This window comes from Polyangium sp. 6x1 (genome assembly GCF_029946515.1).
Lineage (GTDB): Bacteria > Myxococcota_A > Polyangia > Polyangiales > Polyangiaceae > Polyangium.
In genome coordinates, this window is the sequence record NZ_JARZHH010000056.1 from 1 (window position 1) to 14,584 (window position 14,584).

Annotated in this window: 14 protein-coding genes; 8 read left to right on the forward strand and 6 right to left on the reverse strand. The window is 68.8% G+C overall.

The window, feature by feature from the left end; translation table 11 throughout:
* Together QHF85_RS36575 and QHF85_RS36580 are read left to right on the forward strand one after the other, a co-directional pair.
* Positions 1-1,812 (forward strand): hypothetical protein (locus QHF85_RS36575; RefSeq protein ID WP_281332041.1); only part of this gene is annotated, 1,812 nt, incomplete at its 5' end.
* Positions 1,813-1,857: 45 nt separating this feature from the next.
* The gene (locus tag QHF85_RS36580) at positions 1,858-3,036 is read left to right on the forward strand and encodes a hypothetical protein (RefSeq protein WP_281332042.1); all 1,179 of its coding nucleotides are present in this window, start codon (positions 1,858-1,860) and stop codon (positions 3,034-3,036) included.
* A 4-nt stretch (positions 3,037-3,040) separates the two neighbouring features.
* Here the strand turns inward: QHF85_RS36580 and QHF85_RS36585 are convergent, their stop codons facing one another.
* Complete coding sequence (locus QHF85_RS36585; RefSeq protein ID WP_281332043.1) at positions 3,041-3,715, reverse strand: hypothetical protein; 675 nt, start codon at positions 3,713-3,715, stop codon at positions 3,041-3,043.
* 87 nt (positions 3,716-3,802) lie between these two features.
* Here QHF85_RS36585 and QHF85_RS36590 point away from each other — a divergent pair, with 87 nt between their 5' ends.
* The 4 genes from QHF85_RS36590 to QHF85_RS36605 all read left to right on the forward strand — a co-directional run bounded on the left by QHF85_RS36590 (position 3,803) and on the right by QHF85_RS36605 (position 8,362).
* Entirely contained in the window at positions 3,803-4,291 is a 489-nt protein-coding gene (locus tag QHF85_RS36590; protein WP_281332044.1) for an MYXO-CTERM sorting domain-containing protein, read from the forward strand.
* Between the two features lie 32 nt (positions 4,292-4,323).
* The gene (locus tag QHF85_RS36595; protein WP_281332045.1) at positions 4,324-6,009 is read left to right on the forward strand and encodes an amidase; all 1,686 of its coding nucleotides are present in this window, start codon (positions 4,324-4,326) and stop codon (positions 6,007-6,009) included.
* A gap of 479 nt (positions 6,010-6,488) precedes the next feature.
* On the forward strand, positions 6,489-7,709 hold the full coding sequence (locus QHF85_RS36600) for an FtsX-like permease family protein (protein WP_281332046.1): 1,221 nt from the start codon (positions 6,489-6,491) through the stop codon (positions 7,707-7,709).
* Complete coding sequence (locus QHF85_RS36605) at positions 7,709-8,362, forward strand: ABC transporter ATP-binding protein (RefSeq protein ID WP_281332047.1); 654 nt, start codon at positions 7,709-7,711, stop codon at positions 8,360-8,362. The genes QHF85_RS36600 and QHF85_RS36605 overlap by 1 nt, the downstream gene beginning before the upstream one ends.
* Here QHF85_RS36605 and QHF85_RS36610 read toward each other — a convergent pair.
* Together QHF85_RS36610 and QHF85_RS36615 are read right to left on the reverse strand one after the other, a co-directional pair.
* A complete protein-coding gene (locus QHF85_RS36610) occupies positions 8,295-9,395 on the reverse strand; it encodes an acyltransferase (protein ID WP_281332048.1) in 1,101 nt (366 codons plus the stop codon). The two genes, QHF85_RS36605 and QHF85_RS36610, sit on opposite strands and share 68 nt — an antisense overlap.
* Entirely contained in the window at positions 9,395-10,369 is a 975-nt protein-coding gene (locus QHF85_RS36615; RefSeq protein ID WP_281332049.1) for a hypothetical protein, read from the reverse strand. Before QHF85_RS36615 ends, QHF85_RS36610 begins: the two co-directional genes overlap by 1 nt.
* A gap of 214 nt (positions 10,370-10,583) precedes the next feature.
* Here QHF85_RS36615 and QHF85_RS36620 point away from each other — a divergent pair, with 214 nt between their 5' ends.
* Positions 10,584-10,928: a BPSL0067 family protein gene (locus QHF85_RS36620; RefSeq protein WP_281332050.1), complete on the forward strand. Its 345-nt coding sequence runs from the start codon at positions 10,584-10,586 to the stop codon at positions 10,926-10,928.
* Between the two features lie 78 nt (positions 10,929-11,006).
* Here QHF85_RS36620 and QHF85_RS36625 read toward each other — a convergent pair whose 3' ends face one another.
* Positions 11,007-12,479, reverse strand: coding sequence for an FAD-dependent oxidoreductase (locus tag QHF85_RS36625; protein WP_281332051.1), 1,473 nt, complete (start codon positions 12,477-12,479; stop codon positions 11,007-11,009).
* Between the two features lie 239 nt (positions 12,480-12,718).
* On the opposite strand from QHF85_RS36625, the gene QHF85_RS36630 reads away from it, so the two are divergent.
* Entirely contained in the window at positions 12,719-13,081 is a 363-nt protein-coding gene (locus tag QHF85_RS36630; protein ID WP_281332052.1) for a cupin domain-containing protein, read from the forward strand.
* 3 nt (positions 13,082-13,084) lie between these two features.
* On the opposite strand, the gene QHF85_RS36635 is transcribed toward QHF85_RS36630, so the two are convergent.
* Together QHF85_RS36635 and QHF85_RS36640 are read right to left on the reverse strand one after the other, a co-directional pair.
* Positions 13,085-13,780, reverse strand: a complete 696-nt coding sequence (locus tag QHF85_RS36635) for a DNA-binding protein (protein ID WP_281332053.1) — start codon at positions 13,778-13,780, stop codon at positions 13,085-13,087.
* 59 nt (positions 13,781-13,839) lie between these two features.
* Complete coding sequence (locus QHF85_RS36640) at positions 13,840-14,487, reverse strand: hypothetical protein (RefSeq protein ID WP_281332054.1); 648 nt, start codon at positions 14,485-14,487, stop codon at positions 13,840-13,842.
* Positions 14,488-14,584: the final 97 nt, after the last annotated feature.

Here is a 14,584-nt window from a genome sequence, read left to right on the forward strand (position 1 = left end):
GGCGGCGGCGGCAGCGGCGGCGGCGGCAGCGGCGGCGGCGGCAGCGGCGGCAGCGGCGGCGGCGGCGGAGACGGCGGTGGTGGCGGGACAGAGCCCGTCTGCACCAACCTCATCGAGGATCTCGGCAACGCGAATGTCGACATCCCCGCGATCACGCTGAGCGGCGCGATCACGGTCAACGGCCAGGTGCCGGCGGCGGGGAACAAGACGAGCTCCGTGCGGCTCCGGAACCTGAAGACCGGCGACAGCGTGATGCTGGGGAGGCCCGGCGACGCAACGTATCCGGCCAAGCTGGTCGTGCCCGGGACCTACGACCTCTATTATCACTGGGACCAGACGGATTCGCAGGCGCTACCTCGGAACGAGGGCGTCCGGCTGAAGAGCGGTATCGAGCTCACGAGCTCGCAGACGTTCGACGTCGATATCCCCGCGATCACGCTGAGCGGCGCGATCACGGTCAACGGCCAGGTGCCGGCGGCGGGGAACAAGACGAGCGCGGTGCGGCTCCGGAACGTGCAGACCGGCGACAGCGTGATGCTGGGGAGGCCCGGCGACGCGACGTATCCGGCCAAGCTGATCGTGGCCGGGACCTACGACGTCTATTATCACTGGAGCCAAACGGATTCGCAGACGCTGCCGCGGAACGAGGGCGTCCTGCTGAAGAGCGGTGTCGCGCTCACGAGCTCGCAGACCTTCAACGTCGACATCCCCGCGATCACGCTGAGCGGCGCCGTCACGGTCAATGGCAGCGTGCCGCCGGTGGGGAACAAGACGAGCGCGGTGCGGCTCCGGAACCCGAAGACGGGCGACAGCGTGATGCTGGGGAGGCCCGGCGACGCAAGTTATCCGGCCAAGCTGATCGTGGCCGGGACCTACGACGTTCATTATCACTGGAGCCAAACGGATTCGCAGGCGCTGCCTCGGAACGAGGGCGTGCGGCTGAAGACCGGCGTCGCGCTCACGAGCTCGCAGACGTTCAACGTCGATATCCCCACGATCTCGCTGAGCGGCGCCATCACGGTCAATGGGAGCGTGCCGGCGGCGGGGAACAAGACGAGCGCGGTGCGGCTCCGGAACGTGGAGACCGGAGACAGCGTGATGCTGGGGAGGCCCGGCGACGCGACGTATCCGGCCAAGCTGCTCGTGGCCGGGACCTACGACGTTTATTATCACTTCGACACCACGGATTCGCAGGCGCTGCCGCGGAACGAGGGCGTTCGGCTGAAGAGCGGTGTCGCGCTCACGAGCTCGCAGACGTTTGATGTCGATATCCCCGCGATCACGGTGAGCGGCGCGATCACGGTCAACGGCCAGGTGCCGGCGGTGGGGAACAAGACGAGCGCCGTGCGGCTCCGGAACGTGGAGACCGGAGACAGCGTGATGCTGGGGAGGCCGGGCGACGCGACGTATGCGGCCAAGCTGATCGTGGCCGGGACGTACGACGTCTATTATCACTTCGACACCACGGATTCGCAGGCGCTGCCGCGGAACGAGGGCGTTCGGCTGAAGAGCGGTGTCGCGCTCACGAGCTCGCAGACGTTGGATGTCGACATCCCCGCGGTCACGCTGACCGGCGCGATCACGGTCAACGGCCAGGTGCCGCCGGTGGGGAACAAGACGAGCGCCGTGCGGCTCTGGAACCTGAAAACCGGAGACAGCGTGATGCTGGGGAGGCTCGGCGACGCAACGTATACGGCCAAGCTGATGGTGGCCGGGACCTACGACGTCTATTATCACTTCGACACCACGGATTCGCAGGCGCTGCCGCGCAATGAACGGGCCCACCTCGGCTGCGTGGTGATCGCGCCCTGAACGCACGGGCGGCGCGCGCGCGCCGGATCCCGTACACTGGCCCGCATGGGGTTCGTCGAGGAGCTCGGGCAAGGACGGCGCGGCGTTCGTTTCGCCGTCCCGCAAGGGTTCGAGGTCTCGGAGGAGACCGACCGGTCCGTCCTGCTCGTCGACAAGGCGCGCGGCTTTTCGCTCTCGCTCGGGGCTTTCGCGCACCGGCTCGACCTCCTGCCCGCGCACGAAGCGCTCCTCCGCCGCGACATCGAGCGCCACGCGCGTGAGCTCTTCGAGACGTGCTTCCGAGAGGCCTCGCCCGCGGACGCGAAGGCGCGGTCGCGCACGGCGGATGCGTCCTGGTCGCCGGTCGTCGAGGTCACGCCCGTCCGCCTCGGCGCGGCGCGCGCGCTCTGCATGGTGCATCGCCTGTGGTACGAGCCGGGCCGCGAGACGTTGATGGGGCACCTGCTCGTGCCGCTCGCGCGGGGCCTCTTCGAATGCCGCGTCCTTCCGCCGACGTCGCGGCTGACCGGCGTTCGCGAGGCGGCCGTTGCCGATCGCGCGACCGCAGCCCTCGCCGGCACCGATCCCGCGGCCTTCTTGCGCGGCATCGATCAACGCGCGTCGGACGATCCCGCGCTCGACGCCTCGTTCCCGCGGCATCCGCTCAGCGTGGCGCGGAAGGGTCTTCGTTTCCTGCTCGAAGAGGCTGCGATCGAGGTCCTCGAGCCCGACGCGCAGACGCCCCCCGGCGAGGTCGTGATCACGGCGGCCGGGTTTTCCGTGACGCCGCCGCCTCGTTATCGGCTCGTCGAGAAGGATCCGCCTTCGCGGAAGCTCGCGTCGTGGAGCCGCGTTTCGTTCTCGGGGACGGACGGGATCCAGCTCCTCACGGTCTCACGGACGGGGACCCGCCTCGCCGAGCGCAATGGTCGAAAGCTCGCGCGGATCGCGGAGGATCTCACCCGAAAGGCCGTGCCCGAGGGCGCGGAGGCCGTGCGCGTGAGCGCGGTCGCGCTGCCGGACGAGCGCGGGCGGTCGCATGCGGAGACGTATCACGCGTATGCGATGGGCGCGTCGCGGCAGCAATCGGTCTTTCGCTGGTTCATCGAGCCGGACGGCGAGGTCGTGATGATCGCGCTCGGCGCGGCGATGTGCGTGCCCGTGGACGAGCTCGCGGAGGACGCGGAGGCCGTGGTGCGATCGTTCCGGCGGCTCGGCGAGAAGAAATGGTGGCAGATTTTCTGAAGGGTCAATCCGAGCTGGGACACGAGAGGAAGAGGTTCCCGTCCGCGTCCTGCATGCAGCCGGAGCACGTCGCCACGTCTTTCCAGCACGTGCAGTCCTTGGGCATTCCTTGCGGCTGGCATTCGGCCGGCAGCGTCATGCACCAATACGAGAAATAGATGGGATCGTGCGCGCAGGCCTCCTGTCCGACGTCGCAGAAGCTCTCCCCGCAGGCGAACATCCCCGCGGGCGGCACGCAGCCGACCATCGCGCCGACATCCACGCCCGCGGCGAACGCGGCGCACCGATCGGGATACACGTTCCCGTCGCACCCGCAAACGGGGTTCGCGTCCGGCGTGCACGTGGGCACGGCTTTGCATTCGCTCTTCTCGCCCTCGGTCCCGCAGGTCCCGAAGCCGCTGTACGCGCAATAAGATCCATCGGAGCAAGGCGCATTCGGCCCGCATTGCTGTCCGCCGGGATTGCCAGGGTCGAACCCTCCGGCGTCCCCCATGCCGCCCGTGCCACCGGCGCCGCCGGTGGATGCGGTCGTCCCGGAAGTCGCTCCCGATCCACCCGCCGCGACGCCCCCTGCGACCGCGGGCTCTTCGCCCGACCCACAAGCCACGAGCGTCGCCGTGCTCCCCACGAGCGAAAGCAGCCACGTCACCCCGATGGATCCCACGTATCGTCTCGTCATGGCACCGTCCTCTCGCCAGACAAACTAGCGCGGATCCCTTCGACCCCAGCGGCAATTCGGAGATACGATGGCGAGCCGGAGATCCCCATGCGCCGCACGTTCGATTTCCTCTGCTGTCCCGTCGCCTGGTCCCTCGCCGTGCTCCTGATCGTCGGTTGTGGGCAGCGCGAGCGGGCGCCGGATTCCGGTTGGTTCGGGCCCTTCCTGGAGCCGCAAGCCGCCGGCGGGAGCGGAGGCAGCAGCGGGAGCGGAGGCACCGCGGGGAGCGGCGGAAGCGGCGGCGATGCAGGCAGCGGCGGCACCGCGGGGAGCGGCGGAAGCGGCGGAAGCGGCGGCGACGCAGGCAGCGGCGGCACCGTCGCCGACGCGGGGACGGACGTCGACGGCGGGACGGGCGGCACGATCTACAGGTCCGCCGGCGGCGGATGCGCGTGCCATGTCGGCGCGTCCCCCGAGGCGTCCCAGGGCCTCGGCCTGCTCGGCTTCGTGCCGCTCCTTGCCATCCGGCGGCGGAGGCGCCTCCGCGCGGCGCGGAGAAATGGGATCGCTACTGCAAAGCCGAGCCCCATGGCCTAGGATTCGCCCTCCTCGTCCCGGAGCGTTCCGCCATGACATACGATCTCAAGACCGCCAATGCCCCCCGCATGACGGGCCTCGCGCTCGAAGCCGCTGCGCTCGCCCTCGAAAACCCGGCGACGGGGCACGTCATCGGGCAGAAGCTCCTGAAGGACCTCGGCATCCTGGATCTCCGGTACTCCGATCTGCGCGACGCACCCTCCGTCGCGCCCATCTTGCCCCGCCCCGCGAGCTTCACAGCCTCGGCCGCGCCGCCGCTCGACCTCGGAGGCCTCGCGCGCACGGCCCAGAAAACCCCGGGGTTCGCCTTCGAGTCGGCCGCAGACTTCGTCGCCGCATACCGCGAGGGTCGCAGCGATCCGGTGAAGGTCGCCGAGCGATTCCTCGCGGCCGCGCAGCGCCTCGACACGGGCAACCGCGCGCTCCGCGTGTTCATCGAGCGAAACACCGATCGCCTGCTCGCCGCGGCCCGCGAGAGCCGCGAGCGATACGCCAAAGGCGCGCCCCTCGGCCCACTCGACGGCGTGCCCGTGTCCGTCAAGGATGAGCTCGACGCGGAAGGGTATGCCACCACCGTCGGCACGCGGTTCTTGAAGCTGCGGCCCTCCGAGGACGCCACCACGGTCCGCCGCCTTCGCGAGGCCGGCGCGTTGATCCTCGGCAAGGTCAACATGCACGAGATCGGCATCGATACCTCGGGCTTCAACGCCCACCACGGCACCCCGACGAACCCCTACGCGCCAGGGCATTACACGGGCGGCTCGTCGAGCGGATCAGCAGCCAGCGTCGCGGCCGGGTTCTGTCCGATTTCCATCGGCGCAGACGGCGGCGGCTCGATCCGCATCCCAGCCGCGCTCTGCGGCATCGTCGGGCTCAAAGCGACGTGGAGCCGCATCAGCGAGCACGGCGCATTTCCGCTCTGCGCCAGCGTCGGCCACGTCGGCCCGCTCGGCGCCACAGTGCGAGACGTCGCCCTCGCCTATGCCCTCATGGCCGGCCCCGATCCAAAAGACCCAAACTCGCTGCACCAGCCGCCGCACCACCTCGACGGCCTCGGCCGGGAGGACCTCGAAGGCGTGCGAATCGGCGTCTATCGCCCCTGGTTCGAGCACGCCACACCCGAGATCGTCCGCGCCGCCGAGGGAGCACTCGACATCTTCCGCGCCCGAGGCGCACGCATCGTCGAGGTCGAGATCCCCGAGCTCGAGCGCGCACGCGTCGCGCAGGGCGTGACCATTCTCTGCGAAATGGCCTCAGCCATGGCGCGGCTCGACGCGGAGCACCGAAAATCATTCGGGCTCGGCGTGCGGATCAACCTGGCCATGGGGCGAGCGCTCGCAGGCATCGATTACGTGCAAGCCCAGAAGGTACGCACGCGCTTCTCCGAGCACCTCGCCCGGGTATTCCAGGCCGTCGACGTCATCGTCACGCCGACGACCGCACTCACAGCCCCGCGCATCGCAGACGACGTGTTCCCACGCGGCGAGAGCAACCTGGAAGTCACGAGCGGGCTCATGCGATTCGTCTATCCAGCAAACCTCACAGGCAACCCCGCCCTCAGCGTGCCCGGCGGGTATGGCGCAAGCGGGCACCCGATCGGCATTCAGCTCCTCGGCCGCCCCTGGGAAGAGCACCTCCTGTTGCAGATGGGCGAGGTGCTGGAGCAAAACGTGACGCGGAAAGCGCCAGCCATTCACGTGCGTCTGCTCGACGCCTGACGCAGGGGGCGCCGCGCCGGGGCTCTGCCCCGGGCCCCGCGGGGGCTGTTCGCCCCTCGACCCGAACCAGGGCCAGCCCTGGACCATTTGGGGAAGAACTGCGCGGAGCGCAGTTCTTCCCACAGGCTGGTGGAACCGCGTTGCCGGTGGAACCGTCGGCGTCGCCGTCTTGTTTGGCAGGGTCGTTCGTGGTCTTGAATCGGCCGTTCGAAGAACTGCGTGCTGCGCAGTTCTTCCCACAGGCCGGTGGAACCGCGTTGCCGGTAGAACCGTCAGCGCTGCTGTTCTGGTTGGCAGGATCGCCCGTGGTCTTGACCCGGCTGTTCGATGAACTGCGCATCGCGCAGTTCATCGACCCTCAGTCCAGCGCGGGCGCTGGTCCGGGTCCCGGGGCGGACAGCCCCGGGTGGGGCCTGGGGCAAAGCCCCAGCGAAGCGCCATTGACAACGCGCCCGCGCCCCGGACAGGATGCCCCTCGCATGGAGCCAGCTCCGCTCCCGCGCTCGCGCCCTCGGCTCGGGCTGCTCCTCTTCCTTGCCCGAAGGAGCTTGCTCGGGAGCCGCTTCACGTTTGCGCTGCTCGTCGCCTCGGTTGCTGCGGGGGCGGGGTTTCAGATTCCGAATACCTCGAACCTTGCTGGGTTCTCCGAGGCCTTGCTTGAAGAGGAGCTCCGCCATGGGGCTGGCGACGTGCGCGTCGAGCCGCGGGACACGCGCCAGTTCGATGATGGGGCTGCTGCGGCCGCGCGCATCGCCGAGGCTGCGGATGCTCCTGTCCGCGCTGCTGTCCCTGTCCTCGTCCTGCCTGGCGCCGTCGGGCGGGGCGGGCGATTCCGGAATGCGCTCGTCTATGGCTACGACTTCCCCGGGGATCCTGCGCTTCGGCCGTTTCACCTGACGGATGGGGCGCTCCCTGCGCGTGGCGATTCGAACGGCGTCCTCATGGGCACCTCGCTCGCCAATCGGATCGGCGTGAAGGTTGGCGACGCCGTCGACCTGCGCGTCATCCTCGGCGGGCCGCCTGGCGCTGCTGGCGAGCCTGTGGGCGCGTCTGTCATGACTGTGCGAGGCCTCGTCGCGGGCAGCGCGGGCGCCTACCGTAGCGTCTTCCTCGACCGCGCCGCGCTCGCCGAGACGACTGGCGCTCCGGCGGCTGCCTCTGCCGTCCATGTTCACCTCGACGACCACTTCGCCGCCTCGGCCCTTGCCGCTCGCCTCGAGGCCCGCCTCCCCGAGGCCCGCGCCGTCGGCTGGCGAGAGGACGACCCTTACGTCACGAACTACCTCGCTGCGAACCGCACCGTGAATGCCGTCTCCTACGCCATGGTCGTCGCGGCGATCAGCATTCCGGTCTGGGCCCTCTTCCACATCCACGTCCTCGGCCGCCGCCGGGAGATTGGCATCCTCGCTGCGCTTGGCTTCTCTCGCCGCGAGATCTTTGGCCTCTTCCTCCTCCAGGCCCTCGTCGTCGCGCTCGTCGGGCTCAGCGCCGGCTTGGCCCTCGGTTACGGCATGCTGCTCTACTTCCAGGCCCACCCCATCTTTTCGTGGGAGGCGCTCGTGGTTCGACCCGTCATCACGGCCGCCGTTCTCGCCGGCCCTTGCCTCGCCGTCCTTGCCACCACCTTGCTCGCCGGCAGCGTCCCCGCTTGGCGCGCGGCCCGGACCGACCCGGCGCCCGTCTTGCGCAGGATCGACTGATGCCGAAGGTCCTCCGCTGCGAGAGCCTCGCGCGCCGCTTCGGCGAGCGTGACGTCGTTCGCGGCGCCTCGCTCGACCTCGACGAGGCCGAGTCCATCGCGCTCGTCGGGCCGAGTGGCTGCGGCAAGACGACCTTGCTCCAGATGATCGGCTTGCTCGACCGACCCACTGCGGGCCGCGTCGTCCTCGCCGGCCACGATGCCTGGTCCCTCTCCGATGCCGTGCGCGCCGAGCTGCGCCTCGCGTGGATTGGCTTCGTGTTTCAACAGAACAACCTCGTCGGGTCGCTCCGCGCGCGGGAAAACGTGGCGCTGCCGGCGTGGCGGCTCGGGGGTTCGCGCCGGGAGGCCGAGCGCTCGGCGGACGCGCTGCTCGAACGGTTTGGCCTCGCCGCGCGCCGCGACGCGCCTGCCTCCGAGCTCTCCGTGGGCGAGGCGCAGCGCGTGGCCATCGCCCGCGCGCTCGTGAATCGCCCGCGGCTCGTGCTCGCGGATGAGCCGACGGGCAGCCTCGACAGCGCCTCGGCCGACGTCGTGATGGATGCGCTCGCTGCGGCTTCGGCCCTCGGCGCGGCGCTGCTCGTGGTCACGCACGATCTGCGGGTTGCGGCGCGAGCGGGGAGGACCGTGGAAATGCGCGACGGGCGGCTCTGAGGAGCAGGAACGCGCCGAGACAAACGCCCACCGTCACCGCCACGACGCCCGCGTATTTCAAGGGCCCCGGCCACGCGAGGCGCGACGCGACGATCTGGAGGAGGACCACGATCGGCATGTGCACGACGTACACGAAGTACGACGCGTCTCCGAGCAAGCGGACGAGCGGATGCTCGCGGGTCAGGAGGCGCGCGCATGCGCCGAGGACCACGGAGACCATGACGCACGAGAACGCCGCGCTCGTGACGAGCGCCCACGCGGGCGCGCGCAGCGGTGCGCCCGGCGCCGTGCTCGCGACGAGCGCTGGCACGAGCGCGGCGAGCAGCACGAGCGCGAGCCCTGCGATCCACGGGAGCTTCCGCGCGTATGCCGCGAGGCCCGCGGGATCGAGCAGCCACCCCCACGCGAAAAATGCCGCGAAATAGGCTGCGATCAGGGGCTCGACGACGAACGAGAGTGGCGTGTCGAGCTGGAGTTTTCCCGCGACGAGGAGCAGCGCCGACACGGGGGCGATTGCGATCGCGGGCAAGGCGAGGGCCGATCGAACGGGGCGCCGCGGCAGGATGGCGGCGAGCGTCGAGAGCAGGAGCAGGTAGTACAGGAACCAGAGATGCGCGAGCGTGACGGGCAGCTCCGAGGCGCGCAGCGCGGGCACCTGGCTGCCCACGGCGGCGCGCCCTTCGAGGGTTCGTCCGTGGTCCCAGAGCGCGTTCATCGCCGCCGAGACCGGCACGAGCGCGACGAGCAGCGGCGCGAGCACGCGCGCGGCCCGCTCGCGCGCGAACCCGAGGAGGCCCCGGCGCGTGACGAGGCCGCGCGAGACCATCCCCGACAGGAGGAAAAACAGCGGCATCAGGAACGCGCGGCCCACCCACACCACGAAGTCCGCGGCGAGGTGCGTCGATCGATCCTTGATCGCCCAGCCGATCGGCGTCTCCAGGAACGAAAGCAGGCCGTGCACGAGGACGACGAGCGCCATCGCGAAGGCCCGCGCGCCGTCGAGCGCGTGGATGCGCGCCCCCTCGCGCTCCATCAGCCGCCTCGCCCCACGGGGCGCTCGGCGTGCTCGCAGAGCAGCCCCCCGAGCAGGTGAAACTCGAGGTAGGCGCGCGCGACGTCGATCGCGCCGTCCATCTTCGCGCTCTTGCCGCCGAGCCCGATCTCGCCTTCGCCCTTCTGGAAACGGAACGCGAGCGTCTCGCCTGCGCCGAGCCCGCGCGTCATCACGGGCTCGAGCAGCGGCTCGCGATCGAGCCCGAACAGGAACAGATCGCGCTGCACGACCGACGAGAGTTTGTCCGAGAGCGCCGTGAGCGAGAGCTCCCACGCGCCCTCGCGCAGCATCGCGGCGACGGAACCTTGACGGATGAGCTCGGCGTTCGCCCCGTCGAGCGATCGCAGCTCCGGCCGCACGAGCATCCAGGCGAGCCCGAGCGCGCCGAAGCCGAGCGAGAGATCCGCGACGCGATAGCCTTTCCGGCTCGGATCCTGCGACGAGCCGCGCGTGTTGTCGCGCATCGCCATGAGCGCCTTCACCACGCGGTGCGCGAACGACGGCTCTCGCACGAGCGCGAGCGCGCGCGCTCTCGTGTAGACCGTCTCGGGCCGCGGCCCTCCCTCGACGATCACGTCGAACGGCTCGAAATCGGCGTCCGCGAGCGGCTCTTGCGTGCGCAGGTGCCGGTGCAGATCGAGCGACAGCGCGTCGCCTTTCTTGAAGATCTCGAGATGGATCGCGAGCGGCGAGCGCGCGCCCGTCGTGGTCGTCCCGTCGGCGAGGAACTCGAGATCCGCGAGCAGCGTCTTTTCCGGGTACGAGCGCGTGTTTTTCACCGTGATGCGCTGCGCGCGCCGATCGATCGTCACCTCGGTGTCGTCGTTCTCCAGCGCGAGCCGGTTGCTCTCGGTCGCGCCGCGGCTGCCGACGCCCGCGAGCGGGCAAACGATGCGGCCGGGAAAATATCGTACGCCGCGTTTCCGATGGGTCTCGATGTCAGCAAGCATCATCGATGGTCTCGCTGGAATCATGCCGCGGGCGTGTCGGGTGGGTGTCAAAAAGCATAACGCACCTTGTCGAAATCGCTGTGTGTAAGGAACTCAACGAAGAAATCGGCGAGAGGCCGAGCGCGAGCGGCTTGTGGGCTGGCTGAGATCGCTTGTACCCTTTTCCGGTTCCGTGGCGCCATGTAGCGCCACCACAAACTCGAGAGAGGAGCCCTTCATGGCGTATCGCACGAACACCCCGGAGCTTTACGAAGGCAGGCATTACGGCGAGAGCGAGCAGTGCGTCGCGCTCGTGAAGTACGCCTGCCACGCGCCGCACACGTCGGCGTGGAGGAAGGGCGCGCTCGTGATCGGCAACGCGGCGATCCTGCCCGGTACGGCGATCGCGTGCGGCTGGGTCGATGACCGCTACATGAGCTTCTCGCGCGGCAACCACGCGGCGATCTACCTCGGCCAGTACGGCAATCAGATCGAGGTCGTCGACCAGTGGTCCGGCAACACGGCGAAGCGTCGCTACAAGACGCACAAGCCGGAGAAGGCGTACTACGTCATCGAAGGCTGAAAACCAGCCCGCTCGAAACACGAAAGCCCGCCCGTGCCTCCTGGCGCGAGCGGGCTTCGTGTTTTCCGGGCCGGACGATCAGCCCTTCTTCACGATCTCGTCCACGACGCGCTTGGCGCTCTCGATGGCGCCCTGCATCCAGCCGGCCCAGATCGAGGTGTGCTCGCCGGCGAAATGGATCCGGCCCTCGGGTCGCGGGATGACGGCCATCATCCACCACTGATTCGGCAGGATCTCCGTCCACGCCCCCTGCGACCACGGGTCCTCGGCCCAGACCTTCATCTGGAACGACAGCTTCTCGGCCTCGATGTCCGGGAAGAACTTCGCCACCTCGGCCTGGATGTACGCCTCGCGCTCGGGCGCGGCGATGGCCGCGAAGTCGTCGGCATTCTCGTATTGCAGGTACGCGAGCAGGATGCCCGTGTCGCCGGTCTGGGTCGCGGTCAGATCCCAGATGCGCTCGGCCTTCGTGTCCGTCTTCGCGAGCTTGAGCCCGCCGAGCTCGCCGAGCGGATCGTTCTTCCAGAATCGCGTCTTCGTCTGGAACATCGCGCGCGACGCGGTCATCATGTAGACCTCGTCCATCACCTTCTTCTTGTCGTCCGGCAGCGCGGGCGAGAACGCGACGTCGCGGAGCGGCTTGAGCGGGATCGTGCAGACGAGGTAATCGGCCTCGTAGGTCTCCGACGTGCCCTTCGCGTCGACGGTGACCGTGACCTTCGTGTCGTCCTGGGTGATCGATTTCACGACCCGCTCGAACAGCACCTTGCCCTCGAGCTTCTCCACGAGCTTCTGCGCAATCTGATCGTTGCCACCCTGGACGTGGTAGGTGAGGTCCCAGTCCTGGTCCGCGACCTCGAGCGCCATCCACGCGAGAGCGCCGATCTTGAAGACCTCCGTGCCGTTGTCCGACACGTAGAGCGGCATCCACGCGTCGGTCGCGCCCTTGGTCTTGAGGTAATCGGTCCAGATCATTCCGTCGTATTTCTCGACGATGCCCGCGAGCGGGAAGGTCCCCTCCCGGGGACTGCCGAACTCCTCGAAATTGGCCGCGATGTACGTCGACCACATCCCGAGGCCCTCCAAAGCCTCCTCGGGCGAGAGGCCCGGGATCGGCCAGGGCATGCCCTCGGTGTGGACGAATCGATTGCCACCCAGGTAATACAGCGGCGTCCCGCCCGGGAACTCCTCGAGCTTCAGGCCGAGCTCCTCGACGTAGGCGATCGTGTGATCGTGCACGTCGGGAATGCGCGTCGCCCCGAGCTCGGCATACTGGCCGTTCTCGAAGCCCTCGCGCTGGGTGTGGACGCGGCCGCCGGCGCGGGCCTGCGCCTCGAGCACGGTGACGTCCCACCCCTTCTTCTGGAGCTCGTAGGCCGCCGAGAGCCCGGCGAGACCTCCGCCGAGGATGAGCGCCTTTTTCGTCGATGCAGGCGGATTCGTCGGCGGGTTCCCCTCGTCCGGACCGCAGCCCGGCAGGTACACGGCGACGCCGGCGACAGACAGGAGCTCGAGGAAGCGACGGCGATCGAACCTGGTCTTGCTTTTCATGAGGACCTCTTTGCGCTGCGCCTCATCCGCGCCGGGCGCCGCGCGACCTCCCCCATGCCCCAATCCCGTCCCTGCGGCAATCGGGCTCGCACGGTAACGGCGTGTCCTCTCGTGTCCCTATGTGTTCAATTTTACTAGCTAATTGTACTGCGCCAAACCGCTGACGTGAGAATGGTTCCCCCTCTCACGTGGTCGCGAAAGGATTGACGCGGACGTGCGTCTCGGTTTACGCCCCTCGCATGCCGACCTTCATCGAAAAGCCGACCCGTATCGAGGCCGCCGGGAACAAGCCGAAGCTCATCGACGAGTACGTGGGGCGCGTCAACACGGGGACCGAGAGCCCGAGCGTGGCCCACATGCGGAGCCCCGGAGGATGGGTGGAGCCGGGCCAGCGGCCGGCGTTCGACGAATTTACCGTCGTGCTGCGCGGGACGCTGCGCGTCGAATTCGAAGGAGGCGCGTTCGACGTGCGCGCCGGTCAGGCGATCATCGCGCACAAGGGAGAATGGGTCCGATACAGCACGCCCGGGGAGGACGGCGCGGAGTACATCGCGGTCTGCCTGCCGGCGTTCTCGCCCGCGACGGTGAACCGCGACGGCTGAGCCTCAAGGATTGGGCGGCGCGGGGAGCACGAGGTCCGTCGCGCCGCGCGGGAACACCTCGTACTTGTCGAGGTATTGCTGGGCGAGGCCCGTGATCTCGACGGCGGTGCCCACCTTGAGCTTCGTCGTGTCGATGAGGGTCGCGTCGCCCCTGAGGCACACGTAAATCTCGACCTCGCCGGAGCCGTCGTCCACGTACGCTTTGATGCCGTACGAGCCATCTTTGACGATGGCCTTCGACACCGTGCCCTTGACGCGGACGAGCAGGCCCTCGGTCGACTCGTCGATGTCGCCGGTCGCGACGTCCTTCGGCAGGACCTCCTCGATGCCTGGCAGGACGTCGGGCCCGCTCGCGTTCGTGAGGAGCACGGTCTGCTTGGAGACCTCTGCGAGCTGGCCGATGACGCGGATCTTGGCGCCGATGAGGATCTTGAGCTCGTCGTAGGTGCTGACGTACATCCCGCCGGTATCGTCCTGGATCGCGAATCCGAAGTCGCCGGTGGCGGAGAAGAAGGTGCCCGCCGGAACGGAGACGAACCCTTCGATCTGCGTGTATTCCTTTTCAGGCAGGGCGCGGGCTTCGGCGATGGTGACGACGTCCGGCACGGGGAGCGGTTCGCTCGGGGGAGGGAGATCGTCGGAGCAGCCGAGGAGGGCGACCGCAGCGAGGGGGATCACGAGGAGAGCGCGGTGAGGCATCCGTTTCCTCTACCGCGCCCGGGTCGTGCCGCGCAAGGCGGAGGCCAGGATCGAGCGCTTCAGGGAGCCGAGGGGCAGCGCGGCGCGACGTATTCGCCGTTGGGATTGGTGCTGAAGAACGCGCCGCCCGTGACCTCGATCCGGAAACGGACCTCGGTGTCGTCGATCGAAAGGATTTCCAGCGTGCCCGAGCCGATCGTGCCGCCGCCCCACGGGCAATCCTCGGGGTCCGGCGAGTTCTGGTCGCCGGTCTCGTTCATGTAGCTGTACGCGGTGAGCTCCGGGCTATCGAGGTTGTAGACGCCCACCTGCTGGAGCGCCGGGGGAAGCGCGACGCTGAACTGCCAATGGCCGCCGCAGGTGAGGTCCGTGCTGGGAGAATCGCAGGAGGCGCCGAGATCCGAGACGCGCAGGAAGAGATCGTCGGGATTCAGGTCATCGCCGCCGCCCGAGGAGGAGCTGCCGCCGACCGGGTGGTTGGCCCAGTATTCGTCCCACAGGACGTCCTGCTGCGCGCGGGTGACGGCGACGGCGACGAGCGCCGGATTGCTCGGGCCCATGCCGGTGCCGTTGCTATTGCCGGTGTTGCCACCTCCGCCGCTGAGGCCCGCATTCGCGGTGTCATCGCTGCCACCCTCGACGACGTAGTTGCCGCACGCGGCGAGGAGGACGGGGAGGAGCAACAAGGGAAGACGCTTGAGGTTCATGCCCACCCTATGAGCAGGTTCCGTACCAAGCCATCTGGCCTGTGATTTCAATAGGTTGTGGATATGTGTGCCAGATGTGTCGGCACATTGTGTCCAC

Excerpts from the sequence above, each read along its gene's own strand:
- QHF85_RS36580 (WP_281332042.1), top strand. The coding sequence starts at position 1,858 with ATGGGGTTCGTCGAGGAGCTCGGGCAAGGACGGCGCGGCGTTCGTTTC.
- QHF85_RS36585 (WP_281332043.1), bottom strand. The coding sequence starts at position 3,715 with ATGACGAGACGATACGTGGGATCCATCGGGGTGACGTGGCTGCTTTCG.
- QHF85_RS36590 (WP_281332044.1), top strand. The coding sequence starts at position 3,803 with ATGCGCCGCACGTTCGATTTCCTCTGCTGTCCCGTCGCCTGGTCCCTC.
- QHF85_RS36595 (WP_281332045.1), top strand. The coding sequence starts at position 4,324 with ATGACATACGATCTCAAGACCGCCAATGCCCCCCGCATGACGGGCCTC.
- QHF85_RS36600 (WP_281332046.1), top strand. The coding sequence starts at position 6,489 with ATGGAGCCAGCTCCGCTCCCGCGCTCGCGCCCTCGGCTCGGGCTGCTC.
- QHF85_RS36605 (WP_281332047.1), top strand. The coding sequence starts at position 7,709 with ATGCCGAAGGTCCTCCGCTGCGAGAGCCTCGCGCGCCGCTTCGGCGAG.
- QHF85_RS36610 (WP_281332048.1), bottom strand. The coding sequence starts at position 9,395 with ATGGAGCGCGAGGGGGCGCGCATCCACGCGCTCGACGGCGCGCGGGCC.
- QHF85_RS36615 (WP_281332049.1), bottom strand. The coding sequence starts at position 10,369 with ATGATGCTTGCTGACATCGAGACCCATCGGAAACGCGGCGTACGATAT.
- QHF85_RS36620 (WP_281332050.1), top strand. The coding sequence starts at position 10,584 with ATGGCGTATCGCACGAACACCCCGGAGCTTTACGAAGGCAGGCATTAC.
- QHF85_RS36625 (WP_281332051.1), bottom strand. The coding sequence starts at position 12,479 with ATGAAAAGCAAGACCAGGTTCGATCGCCGTCGCTTCCTCGAGCTCCTG.
- QHF85_RS36630 (WP_281332052.1), top strand. The coding sequence starts at position 12,719 with ATGCCGACCTTCATCGAAAAGCCGACCCGTATCGAGGCCGCCGGGAAC.
- QHF85_RS36635 (WP_281332053.1), bottom strand. The coding sequence starts at position 13,780 with ATGCCTCACCGCGCTCTCCTCGTGATCCCCCTCGCTGCGGTCGCCCTC.
- QHF85_RS36640 (WP_281332054.1), bottom strand. The coding sequence starts at position 14,487 with ATGAACCTCAAGCGTCTTCCCTTGTTGCTCCTCCCCGTCCTCCTCGCC.